Raw genomic sequence first — 19,244 nt, 5'->3', positions numbered from 1 at the left:
CATTCACAAGCAACGTGCATGTAATACCAAGGAGAGGTAGCAGCCATGGACTGGCGTCACAACGCCGTTTGCCGCGAGGAAGACCCCGAGCTCTTCTTCCCCATCGGCAACACCGGTCCTGCGCTGCTGCAGATCGAGGAAGCCAAGGCCGTCTGCCGCCGCTGCCCCGTCATGGAGCAGTGCTTGCAGTGGGCGCTCGAGTCCGGCCAGGACTCCGGCGTCTGGGGTGGCCTCAGCGAGGACGAACGCCGCGCAATGAAGCGCCGTGCCGCCCGCAACCGAGCTCGTCAGGCCACCGCCTGACGTTCCACCCCGCACGAGCCTGAGCTTGGCGGCGCGTACAGCGAGTACGCAACTCCCGCCCCCGAGCCGCAGCGCGCAGTACCCCGATGCGCTTGATGCAACGAGCTTTCAGCCCCGGACCACTTGATGGTCCGGGGCTCATTGCTGTTCGCGTCCGGGACGTGTCACGGTGAGTGACGAGGTCCGGTGGGCCCCGACTGCCGCCGCCCACCGGCCTCTTGCGTGATTCTTACGAACCCGGCGCCGCCCGCCCGCGGCTCACGCGCCCCGGGGACGGGACGTCACTTGGGCACGACCACCGGGATGTCCAGGAGCACCTGGGTGCCGCGCTCGGGAGCGGCCACCATGTCGAAGGTGCCGCCCAACTCGCCCTCCACCAGCGTCCGTACGATCTGGAGGCCGAGGTTGCCCGAGCGGTGCGGGTCGAAGCCCTCGGGCAGTCCGACCCCGTCGTCCTGGACGGTGACCAGCAGCCGGGCGTCCTTCGAGGTGCCGCCGCGGACCGCGGAGACCTCGACCGTCCCCCGGTCTCCCTCGCGGAAGCCGTGCTCCAGCGCGTTCTGGAGGATCTCGGTGAGCACCATGGACAGCGGGGTCGCGACCTCGGCGTCCAGGATGCCGAAGCGGCCGGTGCGCCGGCCGGTGACCTTGCCCGGCGAGATCTCGGCGACCATGGCGAGCACCCGGTCGGCGATCTCGTCGAACTCCACGCGCTCGTCCAGGTTCTGGGAGAGCGTCTCGTGCACGATCGCGATCGAGCCGACGCGGCGCACGGCCTCCTCCAGGGCCTCCCGGCCCCGGTCCGAGTCGATGCGGCGGGCCTGGAGCCGCAGCAGGGCCGCCACGGTCTGGAGGTTGTTCTTCACCCGGTGGTGGATCTCCCGGATGGTGGCGTCCTTGGTGATCAACTCGCGCTCGCGGCGGCGCAGTTCGGTGACGTCGCGGAGCAGGACCAGGGAACCGACGCGGGTGCCCTTGGGCTTGAGCGGGATCGCCCGGAGCTGGATCACTCCGTCGGCGCTCTCGATCTCGAACTCGCGGGGCGCCCAGCCGCTGGCCACCTTCGACAGCGCCTCGTCCACCGGGCCCCGGGACGGGGCGAGTTCGGCGGTCGTGGACCCGAGGTTGTGGCCCACCAGGTCGGAGGCCAGACCGATGCGGTGGTACGCGGAGAGGGCGTTCGGAGAGGCGTACTGGACGATGCCGTCGGCGTCGAGCCTGATCAGTCCGTCGCCGACCCGGGGCGAGGCGTCCATGTCGACCTGCTGGTCGGGGAACGGGAAGGTGCCCGCGGCGATCATCTGCGCGAGGTCGGAGGCGCTCTGGAGATACGTCAGTTCGAGACGGCTCGGGGTACGCACGGTGAGCAGGTTGGTGTTGCGCGCGATGACACCGAGGACGCGGCCCTCACGTCGTACGGGAATGGACTCGACGCGGACCGGCACCTCCTCGCGCCACTCGGGGTCGCCCTCGCGCACGATCCGGCCCTCGTCGAGTGCCGCGTCCAGCAGGGGGCGGCGGCCGCGCGGGACCAGATGGCCGACCATGTCGTCCTGGTACGAGGTGGGCCCGGTGTTCGGGCGCATCTGGGCGACCGAGACGTAGCGGGTGCCGTCGCGGGTGGGAACCCACAGGACGAGGTCGGCGAAGGAGAGGTCGGAGAGCAGCTGCCACTCCGAGACCAGCAGATGCAGCCACTCGAGATCGGAGTCGTCGAGGGCTGTGTGCTGGCGTACGAGATCGTTCATGGAGGGCACGTGTGCGAGCGTACCCGGCGGATCCGACAGGTCCCGAAATCGGCCACGCGCCCGGGGCCCGGGGAACGCCGTGAGGCCCCGGAGACACCCGCGGGCCGCGGCGCCTGAGAGGGACCCTCAACCCTCCCGGCACCGCAGCCCGGAGCAACATCGGCCGTGGGGTGTGCGGTCCCGGTCGGCCGAAGAGAGGAGCCGGTGCAGTCAGGGCAGAGAGCGCCGGTTCCTCGGTCCGTCCTCCTGTGCGGGGAAGACGGAGGCTTATTCAGTTTCTCAGAGCATTGTGGACTAGACCATGCTTCCGCGTCCATGCGTCGGCGGGCGGCTTCACGCGCCCGGCCCGGGCGTCGCGGTCCCGGTCGTCCCCTCATCCAACACCAGGAGCGCCCGTCAGGCTATCCCGCCTCGGATCACGAACGGGCGGCGTGGACGCGGGCCCGACCGCCCGGACGCCGGAATCCAAGAGTCCGTTTCCGTCCGGCGATTCACCCCGTGACGCGCCCCGCACCGGGGCGACGGAAGGGTGACCCTCTGCTAGATTGGTCTATACCACATGTGTCCCCCTTCGGATTCGGTCGCGTTCCCGATTCCCCTCTCCAGATCGGCAGGCCCAGCGTGGAAGTTGTCATCGTCCCGGACGCCAAGGCGGGCGGCGAGCTGATCGCCGAGGCCATGGCGGAACTGCTCGGACGCAAGCCCGGCGCGCTCCTCGGCGTGGCCACCGGCTCGACGCCGCTGCCCATCTACACGGCGCTGGCGGCCCGGGTGCGTTCCGGTGCCGTGGACGCCTCGGGCGCGCGCATCGCCCAGCTCGACGAGTACGTGGGCCTGCCGGCGGAGCACCCCGAGTCCTACCGCTCCGTGCTGCGGCGCGAGGTGCTGGAGCCGCTGGGCATCGGCATGGACGCGTTCATGGGGCCCGACGGCACGGCGACGGACGTCCAGGCCGCGTGCGAGGCCTACGACAGGGAGCTGGCGGCGGCCGGCGGGGTCGATCTCCAGCTGCTGGGGATCGGGACGGACGGGCACATCGGGTTCAACGAACCCTGCTCCTCGCTCGCCTCGCGGACCCGGATCAAGACGCTGACCGAGCAGACCCGGGTGGACAACGCGCGGTTCTTCGACGGCGACATCGAGCAGGTGCCGCACCACGTCATCACCCAGGGCATCGGCACGATCCTGGAGGCGCGCCACCTGGTGCTGCTCGCGACCGGCGAGGGCAAGGCGGACGCCGTGGCGGCGACGGTCGAGGGTCCGGTCGCCGCGGTCTGCCCTGCGTCGGCGCTCCAGCTGCACCCGCACGCGACGGTGGTCGTCGACGAGGCCGCCGCGTCCAAGCTGAAGCTCGCGGAGTACTTCCGCCAGACCTTCGCCGCGAAGCCGGACTGGCAGGGCATCTAGAACCGCCGAAACGGCCCGCCACCGCGCGGACGGACCGATGCCGGGCACTCCCGAAGGAGTGCCCGGCATCGTGCTCGGTGACCGGGCCCCGGGCTCGCCGTCCGCGCGCCGGGGGCCCGGTTCGTCATCCGCCCGCGATGGCCTCCGCCGCCGCCTGGCCGCAGACCCTGGCCGCGCCGTGGGTGGCGATGTGCAGGGCGCCGCGGGGCGCCGACTGGGGGACGCCCATCTCGACCACGACGGTGTCGGGGCGGGCGGCCAGCAGGGTGTCGAGGGCCGTGGCCATCCAGGGGTGACGGTGCTCGTCACGGACCACCGCGACGAGGGGCCGGCCGGCGGCGGCCGCGAGGGCCGAGGCACCCGCGTCTTCCCCGCTGAAGCTGCCGGTCGCGGTGCCGGGGAACAGCCGGGCCAGCTCCGCCGCCACGCCCCAGGGGGTCTCGTCACCGACGGCGATGTTCGCGACCGGGGTGAGCGCGGCCACGTAGGGAGCCCGGGTGAGCGGGGTGTACGCCGCGGAGCGGGTCACGGTCAGCGCCCGCCGGGCGGCGACCAGGCCCACGTCGGCGGCTCCGCCGGAACCACCCGTAGTGCCCGCACCGCTCTCGGCACCGGCACCACCCGTACCGTCCGCAGCGCCCGCGCCACCGGTGACACCCGTACCACCCGTACCGCTCGCCCCGCCCGTACCGGCCGAGCCGTTCGAGGTGTTCGAGCCGTTCAAGCCATTCGTGCGCGAGAGGGCCACCGGACCGGAGGGGGCCGGGGAGCCCTCGCGGGCGGCGGAGGCCGCGGCCGTCCACTCGGCCAGCGCCCGCACCCGGTTCGCCGCGTCCGCGAGGCGCTCCTCGGAGAGTTCGCCGGTCCTGACGGCGGAGACCAGGGCGTCACGCAGCCGCCGCACGGTGTCGTCGTCCGCCAGTCCCCCGCCGACGCAGATGGCGTCCGCGCCGGCCGCGATGGCCAGCACGCTGCCCCGCTCGATGCCGTACGTCGCCGCGATGGCCTGCATCTCCATGCCGTCGGTGACGATGAGGCCGTCGTAGCCGAGCTCCTCGCGCAGCAGACCCGTGAGGATGCGGCGGGAGAGGGTGGCCGGACGCTCCGGGTCCAGGGCCGGGACGAGGATGTGCGCGCTCATCACGGCCCGGCTGCCCGCGGCGATCGCGGCCCGGAAGGGGACGAGTTCGCGGGACTGGAGGACCGACAGGTCCGCGTCGATGCGCGGCAGGGCGTGGTGGGAGTCCACCGCGGTGTCCCCGTGGCCCGGGAAGTGCTTGGTGCAGGCGGCCACGCCGGCGGCCTGGAGGCCGGTGACGTAGGCGGCCGTGTGCCGGGCCACCAGACCGGTGTCGGCGCCGAAGGACCGTACGCCGATGACCGGGTTGGCGGGGTTGGAGTTCACGTCGGCGGACGGAGCCCAGTTGAGGTTCACCCCGCACGCGGCCAGTCTGCGGCCGAGTTCGAGGGCGACCTGCTCGGTGAGGGCCACGTCGTCGACGGCGCCCAGCGCGTGGTTGCCGGGGAAGGACGACCCGGTGCGCACCTCCAGGCGGGTGACGTCACCGCCCTCCTCGTCGATGGCGACCAGGACGTCGTCACGTTCCACCCGCAACTGGGCGGTCAGGGCGGCCAGTTGGCCGGGCGAGGCGATGTTGCGGCCGAACAGTCCGACGGAGGCGAGGCCCTCCCCGAGACGGCGCAGCAGCCAGTCCGGGGCCGTGGTCCCGGTGAAACCGGGCTGGAGCACGGTGAGGGCGTCGCGCGTCAGGGTGTCTGTACCGCTGGCGAATGTCGTCATCGGGTGGCGTTATCCCTTCACGGCGCCCGCGGTCAGACCCGCGGCCATCTTCCGCTGGACGAGGAGGAACAGGACGACGATCGGCACGGCCATCAGGGTGGCTCCGGCCATCATCGGGGCGTACTCGGTGCCGTGCTTGGTGGTGAAGTTGCCGAGCCAGACCGTGGCGGTCTGGTTCTCCTGGCTCAGCAGCATGAGGGCGTAGAGGTACTCGTTCCAGGCCTGGATGAAGGCGTAGACGGACGTCGCGACCAGGCCGGGGGCCAGCAGCGGGAAGACCACGCGGATGAAGGCGCCGGTGCGGCTGCATCCGTCGACCATGGCCGCCTCCTCCAGCTCCTTCGGGATGTTGACGATGAAGCCGCGCAGTGTCCACACCGTGAAGGGGAGGATGAAGGTCAGATACGTGAGGATCAGACCGGAGAGCTTGTCGTACTGGTGCAGGTCGTTCAGCAGCAGGAAGACCGGGATGATCATGGCGACCAGCGGGATCATCTGGACCGCGAGGATGCCCACGATCACGACCTTGCGGCCGCGGAAGGCGAAGCGGGAGATGGCCAGCGCGGCCAGCATGCCGACCGCGATGCCGACCACGACCACCGAGACCGACACGATCAGGCTGCGGCCCACCGGGCCCCAGAAGTCGGCGATGTCCAGCGCGCGGCGGAAGTTGTCGAGCGTGAACCCAGTGGGGAGCAGGCTCGGATCGGGGTCGATCGCGTCCTTGGCCGGCTTGATCGCCGTGTTGAGCATCCAGTAGACGGGGAAGCCCGCGGCGAGGAAGACGAACAGGCCGAGCAGGTTCCAGCCGAGCTTGGACTTGCGGGGCCCGGAGGACTTCCGCCCCGTGGCGGACGTACGCCCGGACGTGGCGAGGGAACTCATTCGACCTCTCCGATCTGGAGCATCTGACGCATGTACACGGCGACCACGCCCAGGAGCAGCAGCACGGTCAGGACGGCGATCGCCGACCCCTGCGCGTAGTCGTTGACGACGAAGGCCCGGTCGTAGGAGTACGTGGTGAGCAGCTGGAACTCGGCCTCGGGGTGGCCGCCTCGCATCACGAAGACCTGCGGGAAGACGCCCATGTCCCAGATGACGGAGAGCGTCGTCAGCATGACGATGATCGGCTTGAGGATCGGCAGGGTGACATGGCGGAAGACGCCCCAGGACCCCGCGCCGTCCAGCCGTGCGGCCTCCTCCAGCTCGGCGGGGACCTGGGTGAGTCCCGCGCTGAGGGTGATGACCACGAAGGGCACCGCGCCCCAGACGACCAGGAGCATGATCACGCTCAGGCCCTGCGTTCCGCTGGCGAACCAGTTGTGGCCGATCATGTCGACGCCCGGGAGTTTGCTGAGCAGCGCGTTGAAGATGCCGTAGTCGGAGTCGAAGAGCCATTTGAAGACGGTGGTGGCCACGATGATGGGCATGCCCCAGCTGGCCACCAGCACGATGTTGATCAGCGTCTTCATCCAGCCGGAGACCCGCTGGAGGAGCAGGGCGATCAGCATGCCGGCGACCATCGTGAAGACGACGGCCCCGCCGGCGAACAGGATGGTCCTGACGACCACCTGCCAGAACTCGCCGTCCGAGAGCACGCCCTTGAAGTTGTCGAGGCCGACCGACTCCGGCGGCTGGAAGCCCCAGAGCTGGGACTGCCCGAACTTCTGGAAGGAGAGCGTGACCAGGCGCACCAGGGGATAGCCGAGGACCAGCGCGAGGACCAGCAGACAGGGCGCGAGCAGGGCCCATGGGGCCGCGGCCGCACCCCTGGTCCGCCGGGCGCGTGGCGCCTTGGCGGCGGCCGGTGGCGGTGCCTGCCGCGGCGGCGGCACCTTGGCGTGGGTGGTCGTGTCTGCGGCACTCATCGCGCGCTCCTCAGCGGTCCCTCAGGTCGTACGAAAGCGAAGGCCCGTACGGCCGGGCGGCCGGGGCTGCCCCGGCCGGGCCGTACGGGAGGCAGGGCCCCGTCCCTCCGTGGCGGAGGACCGACGGGGCCCTGCTCTCAGGTCACTTGGTGTTGATGACCTTGTCGATCGCGGCGTCCGCTTCCTTCGCGGCGTCCGCGACGGACTTCTTGCCGGTGCCGATGTTCTGGAGCATGGTCTGAAGGACCTGGGCCTTCTCGACCTGGCCCCAGCCCGGCGCCATCGGGACGAACCAGCTGGACTCGGCGGCGGTCGCCGGAACGGCCGTCTTCGGGTCGCTCTGGAGGCTGACGAGGTCGGTCTTGTTGTTGGGCAGGTTGCCCTTGCCCATCAGACCCTTCTGGCCCTTGGCGCCGGTGAACGCGTTGATCCACTCGGCGGCGACGGCCTGCGCCTTCGACTTCACCGGGACGGCGAGGTCGGAGCCGCCCAGGAAGACCGGGAGGTTCTTGCCGGACGGGCCGGGCATCACGAAGTTCTCGAGGTTGCCCTTGAGCTTGCCGGTCTTGTCGCTCTTCGGGTCCTCGGCGGTCGCGCCCTCCCAGGCGGCACCGAAGATCATGCCGGACTTGCCCTGGCCGTAGACGATGTAACGGTCGGACTCGTCCTTGGTCTTGTCGCCGTGCATGTACTTGTCGACGATGGTCTTGAACTCGTTGAGACCCTTGACCGACTCGGGCGAGGAGAGGTTGGCCTTCCACTGGCCGCCCTCCTCCTTCGCGATGGAGCCGCCGGCGTCGTAGACGAAGGACATGGCCGCGTACCAGTCGCGGGTGGGCTGGTACCAGGCGCTGAACTTGCCGCCCTGCTTCTTCTGGATCTTGTCCAGGTCGGAGGTGAGCTCCGCGTACGTCTTCGGCGTGGACTTCACGCCGACCGAGGCCGCGATGTCCTTGCGCCAGTTGCCCACGCGGCCACCGGCGTAGTACGGCACGCCGTAGGTCTTGCCGTCGTAGGTCACGGACTCCTTGAGGCCGTCGAGCCAGGCGCTCGAGTTGTCGAACTTCGACGCGTCGAGGGGGGCGAAGGCGCCCTTGACCATGTAGCCGAGCATCTCGGTGTTGCCCATCTCGACCACGTCCGGCGCCTTGTCGGTGGCGAGGACCGCGTCGAGCTTGGTGTTCTTGTCCGGCCAGCCGTAGTACTCGTGCTTGATCTTGATGCCGGGGTGCTTCGCCTCGATCGCCGAGTCGGCCTGCTTGACCAGCTCGGGCCAGTTGTTCTGCGCGTCGACCGTGAGCCAGACCGTCAGCTCCTTGGCGTCCGCGCCCTTGTCCGACCCCCCGGACTTGTTGTCGTTCCCGCACGCCGCGACGGAGAACATCATGCCCGCGATACCGATCGCGGCTATCAGCTTGCGCTTCACGCCACCCTCCTCAGGGATGCCACAAACCCCCCTGCTCCCCCGCGGTGACATAAGCCGTGTACCGCCCGTGGGGCCGGGACTGGACCAATGGTGTAGACCAGTACCCGGAGCTTGGCCTAGACCTAGGGGGGTGTCAAGGGTGTGTAAGCCCGTCCAGTCGGCCGTTATGGGACCTACATATGCAAGGACCTTTAAGTAGCCAAGCGGCACAAAATACGGCCGAGTTCGCGGCCTGCGAAGGAACCGCTCACGGACCGTGCACGGCGGCTCCGGTCCCACGGTCTGCGCGCGATGGACTAGACCAACGAGTGCGCCGACGGTATATAGAGGGGATCACGGAGCGTGCGGGGAACACGCGAACAGCAAGCCGTGCCACGATGTGAGCCGTGGCCGACGACATGGCGGTCGCATCGGCATCCGGAGCCGGGAAGGCAGAGCATGAGCACCGACGTCAGCAGTGCGGAGAACGAGGGTGGGGCGCCCATCCGTACCGCGCGCGTGCCCAAGTACTACCGCCTCAAGAAGCATCTGCTCGACATGACGGACACGCTGCCGCCCGGTACGCCGGTGCCGCCGGAGCGGACCCTCGCCGCCGAGTTCGACACCTCGCGGACCACGGTGCGGCAGGCCCTCCAGGAGCTGGTCGTCGAGGGCCGGCTCGAACGCATCCAGGGCAAGGGCACCTTCGTCGCCAAGCCGAAGGTCTCCCAGGCGCTCCAACTGACCTCGTACACCGAGGACATGCGCGCCCAGGGCCTCGAACCCACCTCGCAGCTCCTGGACATCGGCTACATCACCGCGGACGACGCACTCGCCGGGCTGCTCGACATCTCCGCCGGCGGACGCGTACTGCGCATCGAGCGGCTGCGCCTGGCGAGCGGCGAGCCCATGGCCATCGAGACGACCCACCTCTCGGCCAAACGCTTCCCGGCCCTGCGCAGGTCGCTGGTCAAGTACACCTCGCTCTACACCGCGCTCGCCGAGGTGTACGACGTCCACCTCGCCGAGGCCGAGGAGACCATCGAGACCTCGCTGGCGACCCCGCGCGAGGCCGGGCTGCTCGGCACGGACGTGGGCCTGCCCATGCTGATGCTCTCCCGCCACTCGCTGGACCGGCAGGGCGAGCCGGTGGAATGGGTGCGCTCGGTGTACCGCGGCGACCGGTACAAGTTCGTCGCCCGCCTCAAGCGCCCGCAGGACTGAGCGGTACGGAGCACTCCGCGGGCACGGGGCACACCCCCGTGCCCGACACGAACCCTCCACACCCGCCGCCGCGCTGCGGTGTTCCCTAAAGCCTGACCGTCCCCTAGATTGCCTGCGCGTTACCCAGGTGATCGATGAGGGGACGGAGACGACCTGTGTCAGACCTGCCCGAAGTGAAACCACCGGTGGTGACACCGGTGCGTGTGGTGATCGGCCTGTGCCTGCTCGCGCCCTTCGTGGCGATGCTGTGGGTCGGCTCCTACACGAAGACCGACCCGGCGTTCATCGGTATCCCGTTCTTCTACTGGTACCAAATACTGTGGGTGCCCCTCTCCACGCTGCTGACCGTGACCGCGTACCAGCTGTGGCGGCGTGACCAGCGGGCCCGCACCTCCGCGAAGGAGGGTGCGGAAGCATGAAAGACGGTGTGAACGGCGTCGCTCTCGGCGTCTTCATCTTCTTCTTCCTGGCCGTCACGGCCATGGGCTTCCTGGCCGCGCGCTGGCGCAGGGCCGCCGACGAGCACACGCTCGACGAATGGGGCCTGGGCGGACGGTCCTTCGGCACCTGGGTGACCTGGTTCCTGCTCGGCGGCGACCTGTACACCGCGTACACCTTCGTCGCCGTGCCGGCCGCGGTCTACGCGGCGGGCGCGGCCGGCTTCTTCGCCGTGCCGTACACGATCCTGGTCTATCCGCTGATCTTCACCTTCCTGCCCCGCCTGTGGTCGGTCTCGCACCGGCACGGCTATGTGACGACCTCGGACTTCGTGCGCGGCCGCTTCGGCTCCAAGGGCCTGTCCCTGGCCGTGGCCGTCACCGGCATCCTCGCGACCATGCCGTACATCGCGCTCCAACTCGTCGGCATCCAGGCCGTCCTGGACGTGATGGGCGTGGGCGGCGGCGCGTCCTCCAACTGGTTCGTCAAGGATCTGCCGCTGCTCATCGCGTTCGGTGTGCTGGCCGCGTACACCTACTCCTCGGGGCTGCGGGCGCCCGCACTGATCGCGTTCGTGAAGGACACGCTGATCTACATCGTGATCGCGGTGGCGATCATCTACATCCCGATCAAGCTCGGCGGCTTCGACGAGATCTTCAAGGCGGCGGGCGCCAAGTACACGGCCGCGGGCGCCGGCGGGCTCGTCCCCGCCGAGGCGGGCCAGTGGACGTACGCCACCCTCGCGCTCGGTTCGGCGCTCGCGCTGTTCATGTATCCGCACTCGGTCACCGCGACGCTGTCCGGCCGCAGCAGGGAGGTGATCCGCCGCAACACCACGATCCTGCCGCTGTATTCGCTGATGCTGGGCCTGCTCGCCCTGCTCGGGTTCATGGCGATCGCCGCCGGGGTGAAGGTCACCAACGGCCAGCTGGCCATCCCCCAGCTCTTCGAGAACATGTTCCCCGACTGGTTCGCGGGTGTCGCGTTCGCCGCCATCGGCATCGGCGCGCTCGTCCCCGCGGCCATCATGTCGATCGCGGCCGCGAATCTCTTCACCCGCAACATCTACAAGGACTTCATCAATCCGGCCGCGACCCCTCGGCAGGAGACCAGGGTCTCCAAGCTGGTCTCGCTCCTGGTGAAGGTGGGCGCCCTGGTCTTCGTCCTGACGATGGACAAGACCGTGGCGATCGACTTCCAGCTGCTGGGCGGCATCTGGATCCTCCAGACGTTCCCCTCGCTGGTCGGCGGTCTCTTCACCCGCTGGTTCCACCGCTGGGCGCTGCTGGGCGGCTGGGCGGTCGGCATGCTCTACGGCACGATCGCCGCCTACGGAGTGGCCTCCCCGACCCAGGCGCACTTCGGCGGCAGCGCGAAGGACATCCCCGGCATCGGGGAGATCGGTTACATCGGCCTGACGGCGTTCGTCCTGAACGCGGCCGTGGCCGTGGTCCTCACCTTCGTCCTCAGGGCGCTCAAGGCCCCGGAGGGCGTCGACGAGACCTCCCCCGGGGACTACACGGCCGACGTGGGCGATGTGGGCGTCGAGACCGAACTCCCGCCGGCGACGGCGGACGCGAGCCACTAGAGGACACCGGTACCGGCCCGCGGGGCCGGGTCCCACGTCAACCGCGAGCGACGGGCCGCCGGAGGAAAACCGGCGGCCCGTCGCCGTGCCGGTCGGGCACACTCGCCCGCATGGACATCGTCATCCGGCCGGCGCGGCCCGAGGAGTACCCCGTCATCGGCGAGATCACGGCCCGGGCCTATCTCGGGGACGGGCTGCTCGACTTCGGGGAGAGCGACGCGTACCTCGGAAGGCTGCGGGACGTCGAGAGCCGGGCGGCCGTCGCCGAGGTGCTCGCGGCCGTCGAGGGGGACCGGGTGCTCGGCAGTGTGACCTTCGTTGCGGACTCCGGGCCCATGGCCGACTTCGCGCGCCCCGGGGAGGCCGAGATCCGGATGCTGGCGGTCGCGCGCGAGGCGCGCGGCCGGGGCGCGGGCGAGGCCCTCGTGCGCGCCTGCGTCGCGCGGGCACGGGCCCTGGAGGGCTGCACGCGGCTCGTGCTGTCCACCCAGCGCACCATGCGCGGCGCCCACCGCCTCTACGAGCGCGTCGGCTTCACCCGTACCCCGGACCGCGACTGGAACCCCCTTCCGGAGCTCGACGACATCCGGCTGCTCACCTACGAGTTGGCGTTCCGGCACGCTGCGTAGCGCTCTTGGATGTCGAGCGGACACAACATGTGGGGGCAGTCCCGAAGCCCGGCACAAGATGTATGCTCATGGTCGCTGTCGCCGCAGGGGAATCCGGTGCGAATCCGGAACTGTCCCGCAACGGTGTACTTGTGCGTGTTCGCGTCTGCGTGTGCCCGTACTCGCGTCAGTCCGAGGACCTGCCGACAGCGCGCCCCGGCCGTCCGGCCCGGGTGCCGATGACGTCCGGGCCTCGCGGAATGGGCCGGTGGACGCGGTGCGCTGCTGCCCGAAAGCGCTCCCGTGTGCCCCCTGCCCGCCCGTGAGGCCCCGTGCCGAGCGAGGAGAGCCCCACGTGACCATCGCGCCAGCCGATCCGGCTTCAGTGACCGCGCAGCAGGCCCCGGTGGAGACCGACGGTCCCGGAACCGTGCTGCTGCGGACCCTGACGGATCTGACCGCCGACCTCCCCGACGCCGACCCCGGCCGGGTCGCCGCCGCGGCGCTGCGGGGCCGGTCCGCCCGTGCCGACGAGGCCGAGCTGCGCGAACTGGCCACCGAGGCGGCCGCGGGCCTCATCTCCGAGGACCCCGCCTACTCGCGGCTCGCCGCCCGGCTGCTCGCGGTCACCATCGCCGCGGAGGCCGCCTCCCAGGGCGTCACCACCTTCTCCGAGTCGGTCGCCGTCGGCCACCGCGAGGGCCTGATCGCCGACCGTACGGCCGCGTTCGTGGAGCTGCACACGGACCGCCTCGACACGCTGATCGACACCGAGGGCGACGACCGCTTCGGCTACTTCGGACTGCGCACGCTGCACAGCCGCTACCTGCTCCGGCACCCGATCACCCGCAAGGTCGTCGAGACCCCCCAGCACTTCATGCTGCGGGTGGCCTCCGGTCTCGCGGAGGACGACACCGTCCGCTCGGTGGACGAGGTCGCCGCGCTCTACCGGCTCATGAGCCGCCTCGACTACCTGCCCTCCTCCCCCACGCTCTTCAACTCCGGTACGCGGCACCCCCAGATGTCGTCCTGCTACCTCCTCGACTCCCCGCTGGACGAGCTGGACTCCATCTACGACCGCTACCACCAGGTGGCTCGGCTGTCGAAGCACGCCGGCGGCATCGGCCTGTCGTACTCCCGTATCCGCAGCCGCGGTTCGCTGATCCGCGGCACCAACGGGCACTCCAACGGCATCGTCCCGTTCCTGAAGACGCTCGACGCCTCGGTGGCCGCGGTGAACCAGGGCGGCCGGCGCAAGGGCGCGGCCGCGGTCTACCTGGAGACCTGGCACTCCGACATCGAGGAGTTCCTGGAGCTGCGCGACAACACCGGTGAGGACGCCCGGCGTACGCACAACCTAAACCTCGCGCACTGGATCCCGGACGAGTTCATGCGCCGGGTGAACGAGGACGGCGTCTGGTCGCTGTTCTCCCCCGCCGACGTGCCGGAGCTGGTCGACCTGTGGGGCGACGAGTTCGACGCGGCCTACCGCAAGGCCGAGGAGGCGGGCCTCGCCCGCAAGACGATCCCGGCCCGCGACCTCTACGGCCGCATGATGCGCACCCTCGCGCAGACCGGCAACGGCTGGATGACCTTCAAGGACGCCGCCAACCGGACCGCCAACCAGACGGCGGAGCCTGGCCACACGGTCCACTCCTCGAACCTGTGCACCGAGATCCTGGAGGTCACGGACGACGGCGAGACGGCGGTCTGCAACCTGGGCTCGGTCAACCTCGGCGCGTTCGTGACCGGCGGGGACATCGACTGGGAGCGGCTCGATCAGACCGTGCGCACCGCGGTGACCTTCCTCGACCGCGTGGTGGACATCAACTTCTACCCCACCGAGCAGGCGGGCCGCTCCAACGCCAAGTGGCGCCCGGTCGGCCTCGGCGCGATGGGCCTTCAGGACGTCTTCTTCAAGCTGCGGATCCCCTTCGACTCGCCCGAGGCCCGCGCGCTGTCCACCCGGATCGCCGAGCGGATCATGCTCGCCTCGTACGAGGCCTCCGCGGACCTCGCCGAGCGCAACGGTCCGCTCCCGGCCTGGGAGAAGACCCGTACCGCCCGCGGCGTGCTGCACCCGGACCACTTCGACGTCGAGCTGAACTGGCCGGAGCGCTGGGCGGCCCTGCGGCAGCGGATCGCCGAGGTCGGCATGCGCAACTCGCTGCTGCTCGCCATCGCGCCGACCGCCACCATCGCGTCCATCGCGGGCGTGTACGAGTGCATCGAGCCGCAGGTGTCGAACCTGTTCAAGCGCGAGACGCTGTCGGGTGAGTTCCTCCAGGTCAACTCGTACCTGGTGGCCGAGCTGAAGGCGCTCGGCGTGTGGGACGCGCAGACCCGTGAGGCGCTGCGCGAGTCCAGCGGCTCGGTGCAGGGCTTCACCTGGGTCCCGCAGGACGTCCGCGACCTGTACCGCACGGCGTGGGAGATCCCGCAGCGCGGTCTGATCGACATGGCCGCCGCCCGCACCCCCTTCCTGGACCAGGCCCAGTCGCTGAACCTGTTCCTGGAGACGCCGACCATCGGCAAGCTCTCCTCGATGTACTCCTACGCCTGGAAGGCGGGCCTGAAGACGACGTACTACCTGCGTTCGCGCCCGGCGACGCGCATCGCCCGCGCGGCCCAGGCGCAGGCGCGCCCCGAGACCGTCATCCCCGTCCAGCAGGCCGCCGACCCCGACGCCGTCGCCTGCTCCCTTGAGAACCCCGAGTCCTGCGAGGCCTGCCAGTAATGAGCTCAACCGAGAAGAACCTGCTCGACCCGGGCTTCGAACTCACCCTGCGTCCCATGCGCTACCCGGACTTCTACGAGCGCTACCGGGACGCGATCAAGAACACCTGGACCGTCGAGGAGGTCGACCTCCACTCGGACGTGGCCGACCTCGCGAAGCTGACGCCGGGCGAGCAGCACATGATCGGCCGGCTGGTCGCGTTCTTCGCGACGGGCGACTCGATCGTGGCGAACAACCTGGTGCTGACGCTGTACAAGCACATCAACTCCCCCGAGGCGCGGCTGTATCTGAGCCGTCAGCTCTTCGAGGAGGCGGTGCACGTCCAGTTCTATCTGACGCTGCTCGACACCTACCTTCCCGACCCCGAGGACCGCTCGGCGGCCTTCGACGCGGTCGAGAACATCCCCTCCATCCGCGAGAAGGCGCAGTTCTGCTTCAAGTGGATGGACTCGGTGGAGAAGCTGGACCGGCTGGAGACCAAGGCGGACCGCCGCCGCTTCCTGCTGAACCTGATCTGCTTCGCCGCGTGCATCGAGGGGCTCTTCTTCTACGGGGCGTTCGCGTACGTCTACTGGTTCCGCAGCCGGGGTCTGCTGCACGGCCTGGCGACGGGCACCAACTGGGTGTTCCGCGACGAGACGATGCACATGAGCTTCGCCTTCGAGGTCGTCGACACCGTCCGCAAGGAGGAGCCGGAGCTCTTCGACGACCTGCTCCAGGAGCAGGTGACCGACATGCTGCGCGAGGCCGTCGAGGCCGAGCTCCAGTTCGGCCGTGACCTGTGCGGCGAGGGCCTGCCGGGCATGAACACCGACTCGATGCGGCAGTACCTGGAGTGCGTGGCGGACCAGCGCCTCCAGCGGCTGGGCTTCGCCCCGGTGTACGGCTCCGAGAACCCGTTCTCGTTCATGGAGCTCCAGGGTGTCCAGGAACTGACCAACTTCTTCGAGCGCCGGCCCTCCGCGTACCAGGTCGCGGTGGAGGGCACCGTCGACTTCGACGAGGACTTCTGACGGCCGCGGTCGCCCTGACCGTTCGTCACCGGTGAAAGCCGGGCCGCCTGTTGCGGCCCGGCTTTCGTCACGTACTGCCCCCGCGCCTCCAATCGCCGTGCCAATCCCCTCCCATCAAGCGGCAAAGTTCTTCCGGCACGGCTGTTCGCACCTCGTTCCCCCCGGCTACGTTCTGGCCGTCCCGTCACGCCACGCACCGAGGGCACACCGGGACGACTGATTTGGCATGCCCATGACGTGTCTCTCCACGTTCACGCTACGCGCGTCACGGGCGTGCCGATTCAGAGCGCCGAGAACCCCACTTCCGGCCCTGGCACCGCGAACGGCCTCACCCGGGCCGAAGCGGCACCGGCCTCGAACCGATGGAGGCGACACCCCCATGCGTTCCCAGCGCCCGATACCCGCCGGCAGACCGGCCCGGAGCCTGCGAAGACTCCTCACCACCGCCCTCCCCGCCCTGGCGCTCGGCCTGGCCGGGTTCACCGCGGCCCCGCCCGCGAGCGCGCAGCCCGCGCCGGCCCCCCACGTATCGCGCACCACCCAGAACGCCCGGGCCCTCACCGACCCCTCCCGGCAGACGGTCCACGCGACCGGCAGGGCCGGCCAGAAGGTCGCGACCAAGCACCTGTGCGCCGAGGCGTCCAAGCCCGGCCAGATGTCCTGCTTCGCCCAGCGCCGTACCGACATCGCGCAGAAGCTCGCGGCGAAGGTCTCCCCCGACGCCGCCGCCGCGGTGTCCGGCCTCAGCCCGGCCAACCTGCACAGCGCCTACAACCTGCCCTCGACGGGCGGCTCCGGCATGACGGTCGCCGTGGTCGACGCCTACAACGACCCCAACGCGGCCTCCGACCTGGCCACCTACCGCTCGCAGTACGGGCTGTCCGCCTGCACCGTGGCGAGCGGCTGCTTCAAGCAGGTCAGCCAGACGGGCTCGACCACCTCGCTGCCGACGAACGACACCGGCTGGGCGGGTGAGGAGGCGCTCGACATCGACATGGTCAGCGCCGTCTGCCCCAACTGCAACATCATCCTCGTCGAGGCGAGCTCCGCGAACGACTCCGACCTCGGCATCGCGGAGAACGAGGCGGTCGCGCTGGGCGCGAAGTTCGTCTCCAACAGCTGGGGCGGCTCCGAGTCCTCCTCGCAGACCAGCGAGGACACCTCGTACTTCAAGCACCCGGGTGTCGCCATCACCGTCTCCTCGGGCGACTCCGCCTACGGCGCCGAGTACCCGGCGACCTCCCAGTACGTGACCGCCGTCGGCGGAACCGCGCTGAGCACCTCCTCCGGCACCCGCGGCTGGACCGAGTCGGTCTGGAAGACCAGCAGCACCGAGGGCACCGGCTCGGGCTGCTCCGCCTACGACGCCAAGCCCGCCTGGCAGACCGACACCGGCTGCACCAAGCGCATGGAGGCCGACGTCTCCGCGGTGGCCGACCCCGCCACCGGCGTGGCGGTCTACGACACCTACGGCGGCTCCGGCTGGGCGGTCTACGGCGGCACCAGCGCCTCCTCGCCCATCATCGCGGGCGTGTACGCGCTCGCCGGCACCCCCGGCTCCAGCGACTACCCGGCGAAGTACCCCTACTCCCACACCTCGAACCTGTACGACGTGACCAGCGGCAACAACGGCTCCTGCTCCACGTCGTACTTCTGCACCGCGGGCACCGGCTACGACGGCCCGACCGGCTGGGGCACCCCCAACGGCACGGCCGCCTTCACCTCGGGCACCAGCACCGGCAACACCGTGACCGTCACCAACCCGGGCAGCCAGTCCACGGCCACCGGCGGCTCGGCGAGCCTCCAGATCTCGGCGAGCGACAGCGCGGGCGCGACCCTCACCTACAGCGCCACCGGACTGCCGACCGGTCTGTCGATCAGCAGCTCGACCGGTCTGATCTCCGGCACCGCGAGCACCGCGGGCACCTACGCGGTCACCGTCACGGCGAAGGACAGCACGGGCGCCTCCGGTTCGGCCTCGTTCACCTGGACCGTCAGCACCTCGGGCGGCGGCACCTGCACCTCGGCGCAGCTGCTCGGCAACCAGGGCTTCGAGTCCGGCGCCACCGTGTGGAGCGAGACCAGCGGTGTCATCACCAATGACACCGGCGAGGCCACGCACGCCGGCTCCTACGACGCCTGGCTCGACGGGTACGGCTCGACCCACACCGACACGCTGTCCCAGTCGGTGACCGTCCCCAGCGGCTGCAAGGCCACGTTCACCTTCTACCTGCACATCGACACGGCCGAGACCAGCACCAGCACGGCCTACGACAAGCTCACCGTCACCGCGGGCTCCACCACGCTCGCGACCTACTCCAACCTCAACAAGGCGACGGGCTACGCGCAGAAGAGCTTCGACCTGTCCTCCTTCGCCGGTTCGACCGTCACGCTGAAGTTCAGCGGCGTCGAGGACTCCTCGCTCCAGACCAGCTTCGTCGTGGACGACACCGCCCTGACGACCAGCTGACGCACGCGGGGGCCCCGGTCGCGATGGCGGCCGGGGCCCTTTCGCGCGCGGGGACGGATCCTGATGGGCCGGTGGCACGTCCCATCACCAAGGAGGCCACCCCATGCGTCGAACGACTCACACCCGGACCATCGCCCTCACCGCCCTGGCCCTGCTCCTCGCGGGCTGCGGCGGCCAAGGCGCGGGCGACACGGGCGCCGGCGGCACCGTGTCGCCGTCCCCGTCCCGAGACACCGCGTCCCCATCCCCGTCCCCCTCCCGCCCGGACTGCGCGGCGGCCAAGGCCGAGCTCGGTGCCGCCGACGCGGGCCACACGTACTGTCTGGCACCCGGTGAGACGATCCGCGTCTCCCTGGACGGCACCAAGATCCGGCCCTGGAAGCCCGTCGAGACCGACGGAAAGGGCCTGGAGGCCACCAACAGCGGGATCGTCCTCCAGCCGGGTGACGCCTCCGCCGCCTACCGGGCGGTCTCGCCCGGAACGGTCCGGCTGACCTCGTCCCGCCCCCTGTGCCCGAGCGATCCGGCCCGGATCTCCTGCAAGGGGCTCCAGGCCTGGACGGTCACCGTGGTCGTGCCGAAGGCGTGAGCACGCGGCGCACGTCCAGGGGCCCGAGGGCGGCTGGACGTGCGC

15 protein-coding genes and 1 riboswitch are annotated in these 19,244 nt (G+C 70.2%); of the genes, 10 read left to right on the top strand and 5 right to left on the bottom strand.

Going from position 1 to position 19,244, the window contains the following annotated elements:
- Positions 1-45: 45 nt before the first annotated feature.
- Positions 46-303, top strand: a complete 258-nt coding sequence (locus WJM95_RS21765; RefSeq protein WP_006380970.1) for a WhiB family transcriptional regulator — start codon at positions 46-48, stop codon at positions 301-303.
- 281 nt (positions 304-584) lie between these two features.
- Here the strand turns inward: WJM95_RS21765 and WJM95_RS21760 are convergent, their stop codons facing one another.
- Positions 585-2,060, bottom strand: coding sequence for a PAS domain-containing sensor histidine kinase (locus WJM95_RS21760; protein WP_339131392.1), 1,476 nt, complete (start codon positions 2,058-2,060; stop codon positions 585-587).
- Between the two features lie 612 nt (positions 2,061-2,672).
- Here WJM95_RS21760 and nagB point away from each other — a divergent pair.
- Positions 2,673-3,458: a glucosamine-6-phosphate deaminase gene (nagB, locus tag WJM95_RS21755; protein ID WP_339131391.1), complete on the top strand. Its 786-nt coding sequence runs from the start codon at positions 2,673-2,675 to the stop codon at positions 3,456-3,458.
- A gap of 124 nt (positions 3,459-3,582) precedes the next feature.
- Here nagB and WJM95_RS21750 read toward each other — a convergent pair whose 3' ends face one another.
- From WJM95_RS21750 to WJM95_RS21735, 4 genes are all read right to left on the bottom strand, one after another.
- Positions 3,583-5,259 carry a glycoside hydrolase family 3 protein gene (locus WJM95_RS21750; RefSeq protein WP_339131389.1) on the bottom strand — a complete coding sequence of 559 codons (1,677 nt, stop codon included), beginning with the start codon at positions 5,257-5,259 and terminating at the stop codon, positions 3,583-3,585.
- A gap of 9 nt (positions 5,260-5,268) precedes the next feature.
- The gene (locus WJM95_RS21745) at positions 5,269-6,144 is read right to left on the bottom strand and encodes a carbohydrate ABC transporter permease (RefSeq protein WP_339131388.1); all 876 of its coding nucleotides are present in this window, start codon (positions 6,142-6,144) and stop codon (positions 5,269-5,271) included.
- Positions 6,141-7,127 (bottom strand): sugar ABC transporter permease, encoded by a 987-nt coding sequence (locus WJM95_RS21740; RefSeq protein WP_339131387.1) that lies wholly within the window; start codon positions 7,125-7,127, stop codon positions 6,141-6,143. Before WJM95_RS21740 ends, WJM95_RS21745 begins: the two co-directional genes overlap by 4 nt.
- 142 nt (positions 7,128-7,269) lie before the next feature.
- Entirely contained in the window at positions 7,270-8,553 is a 1,284-nt protein-coding gene (locus WJM95_RS21735; RefSeq protein WP_339131386.1) for an extracellular solute-binding protein, read from the bottom strand.
- Positions 8,554-8,991: 438 nt separating this feature from the next.
- On the opposite strand from WJM95_RS21735, the gene WJM95_RS21730 reads away from it, so the two are divergent.
- From WJM95_RS21730 to WJM95_RS21695, 8 genes are all read left to right on the top strand, one after another.
- Positions 8,992-9,756, top strand: coding sequence for a GntR family transcriptional regulator (locus WJM95_RS21730; protein WP_339131385.1), 765 nt, complete (start codon positions 8,992-8,994; stop codon positions 9,754-9,756).
- A gap of 155 nt (positions 9,757-9,911) precedes the next feature.
- The gene (locus WJM95_RS21725; RefSeq protein WP_339131384.1) at positions 9,912-10,175 is read left to right on the top strand and encodes a DUF3311 domain-containing protein; all 264 of its coding nucleotides are present in this window, start codon (positions 9,912-9,914) and stop codon (positions 10,173-10,175) included.
- Complete coding sequence (locus WJM95_RS21720) at positions 10,172-11,782, top strand: sodium:solute symporter family protein (protein ID WP_339131383.1); 1,611 nt, start codon at positions 10,172-10,174, stop codon at positions 11,780-11,782. The genes WJM95_RS21725 and WJM95_RS21720 overlap by 4 nt, the downstream gene beginning before the upstream one ends.
- A gap of 110 nt (positions 11,783-11,892) precedes the next feature.
- The gene (locus tag WJM95_RS21715; protein WP_339131382.1) at positions 11,893-12,411 is read left to right on the top strand and encodes a GNAT family N-acetyltransferase; all 519 of its coding nucleotides are present in this window, start codon (positions 11,893-11,895) and stop codon (positions 12,409-12,411) included.
- A gap of 52 nt (positions 12,412-12,463) precedes the next feature.
- Positions 12,464-12,613, top strand: a riboswitch (cobalamin riboswitch).
- 132 nt (positions 12,614-12,745) lie between these two features.
- Positions 12,746-15,127, top strand: coding sequence for a ribonucleoside-diphosphate reductase subunit alpha (locus tag WJM95_RS21710; protein ID WP_339131381.1), 2,382 nt, complete (start codon positions 12,746-12,748; stop codon positions 15,125-15,127).
- Positions 15,127-16,140, top strand: a complete 1,014-nt coding sequence (locus WJM95_RS21705; protein ID WP_339131380.1) for a ribonucleotide-diphosphate reductase subunit beta — start codon at positions 15,127-15,129, stop codon at positions 16,138-16,140. Before WJM95_RS21710 ends, WJM95_RS21705 begins: the two co-directional genes overlap by 1 nt.
- 379 nt (positions 16,141-16,519) lie before the next feature.
- Positions 16,520-18,610, top strand: coding sequence for a putative Ig domain-containing protein (locus WJM95_RS21700; RefSeq protein ID WP_339131379.1), 2,091 nt, complete (start codon positions 16,520-16,522; stop codon positions 18,608-18,610).
- Positions 18,611-18,713: 103 nt separating this feature from the next.
- On the top strand, positions 18,714-19,199 hold the full coding sequence (locus WJM95_RS21695; RefSeq protein WP_339131378.1) for a hypothetical protein: 486 nt from the start codon (positions 18,714-18,716) through the stop codon (positions 19,197-19,199).
- Positions 19,200-19,244: the final 45 nt, after the last annotated feature.

The sequence above is a fragment of the Streptomyces sp. f51 genome (assembly GCF_037940415.1).
GTDB lineage: Bacteria > Actinomycetota > Actinomycetes > Streptomycetales > Streptomycetaceae > Streptomyces.
This window is presented reverse-complemented; position numbering and strand designations above follow the sequence as displayed.

Excerpts from the sequence above, each read along its gene's own strand:
- WJM95_RS21700 (WP_339131379.1), top strand. The coding sequence starts at position 16,520 with ATGCGTTCCCAGCGCCCGATACCCGCCGGCAGACCGGCCCGGAGCCTG.
- WJM95_RS21750 (WP_339131389.1), bottom strand. The coding sequence starts at position 5,259 with ATGACGACATTCGCCAGCGGTACAGACACCCTGACGCGCGACGCCCTC.
- WJM95_RS21720 (WP_339131383.1), top strand. The coding sequence starts at position 10,172 with ATGAAAGACGGTGTGAACGGCGTCGCTCTCGGCGTCTTCATCTTCTTC.
- WJM95_RS21765 (WP_006380970.1), top strand. The coding sequence starts at position 46 with ATGGACTGGCGTCACAACGCCGTTTGCCGCGAGGAAGACCCCGAGCTC.
- WJM95_RS21740 (WP_339131387.1), bottom strand. The coding sequence starts at position 7,127 with ATGAGTGCCGCAGACACGACCACCCACGCCAAGGTGCCGCCGCCGCGG.
- WJM95_RS21695 (WP_339131378.1), top strand. The coding sequence starts at position 18,714 with ATGCGTCGAACGACTCACACCCGGACCATCGCCCTCACCGCCCTGGCC.
- WJM95_RS21745 (WP_339131388.1), bottom strand. The coding sequence starts at position 6,144 with ATGAGTTCCCTCGCCACGTCCGGGCGTACGTCCGCCACGGGGCGGAAG.
- WJM95_RS21730 (WP_339131385.1), top strand. The coding sequence starts at position 8,992 with ATGAGCACCGACGTCAGCAGTGCGGAGAACGAGGGTGGGGCGCCCATC.
- WJM95_RS21705 (WP_339131380.1), top strand. The coding sequence starts at position 15,127 with ATGAGCTCAACCGAGAAGAACCTGCTCGACCCGGGCTTCGAACTCACC.
- WJM95_RS21715 (WP_339131382.1), top strand. The coding sequence starts at position 11,893 with ATGGACATCGTCATCCGGCCGGCGCGGCCCGAGGAGTACCCCGTCATC.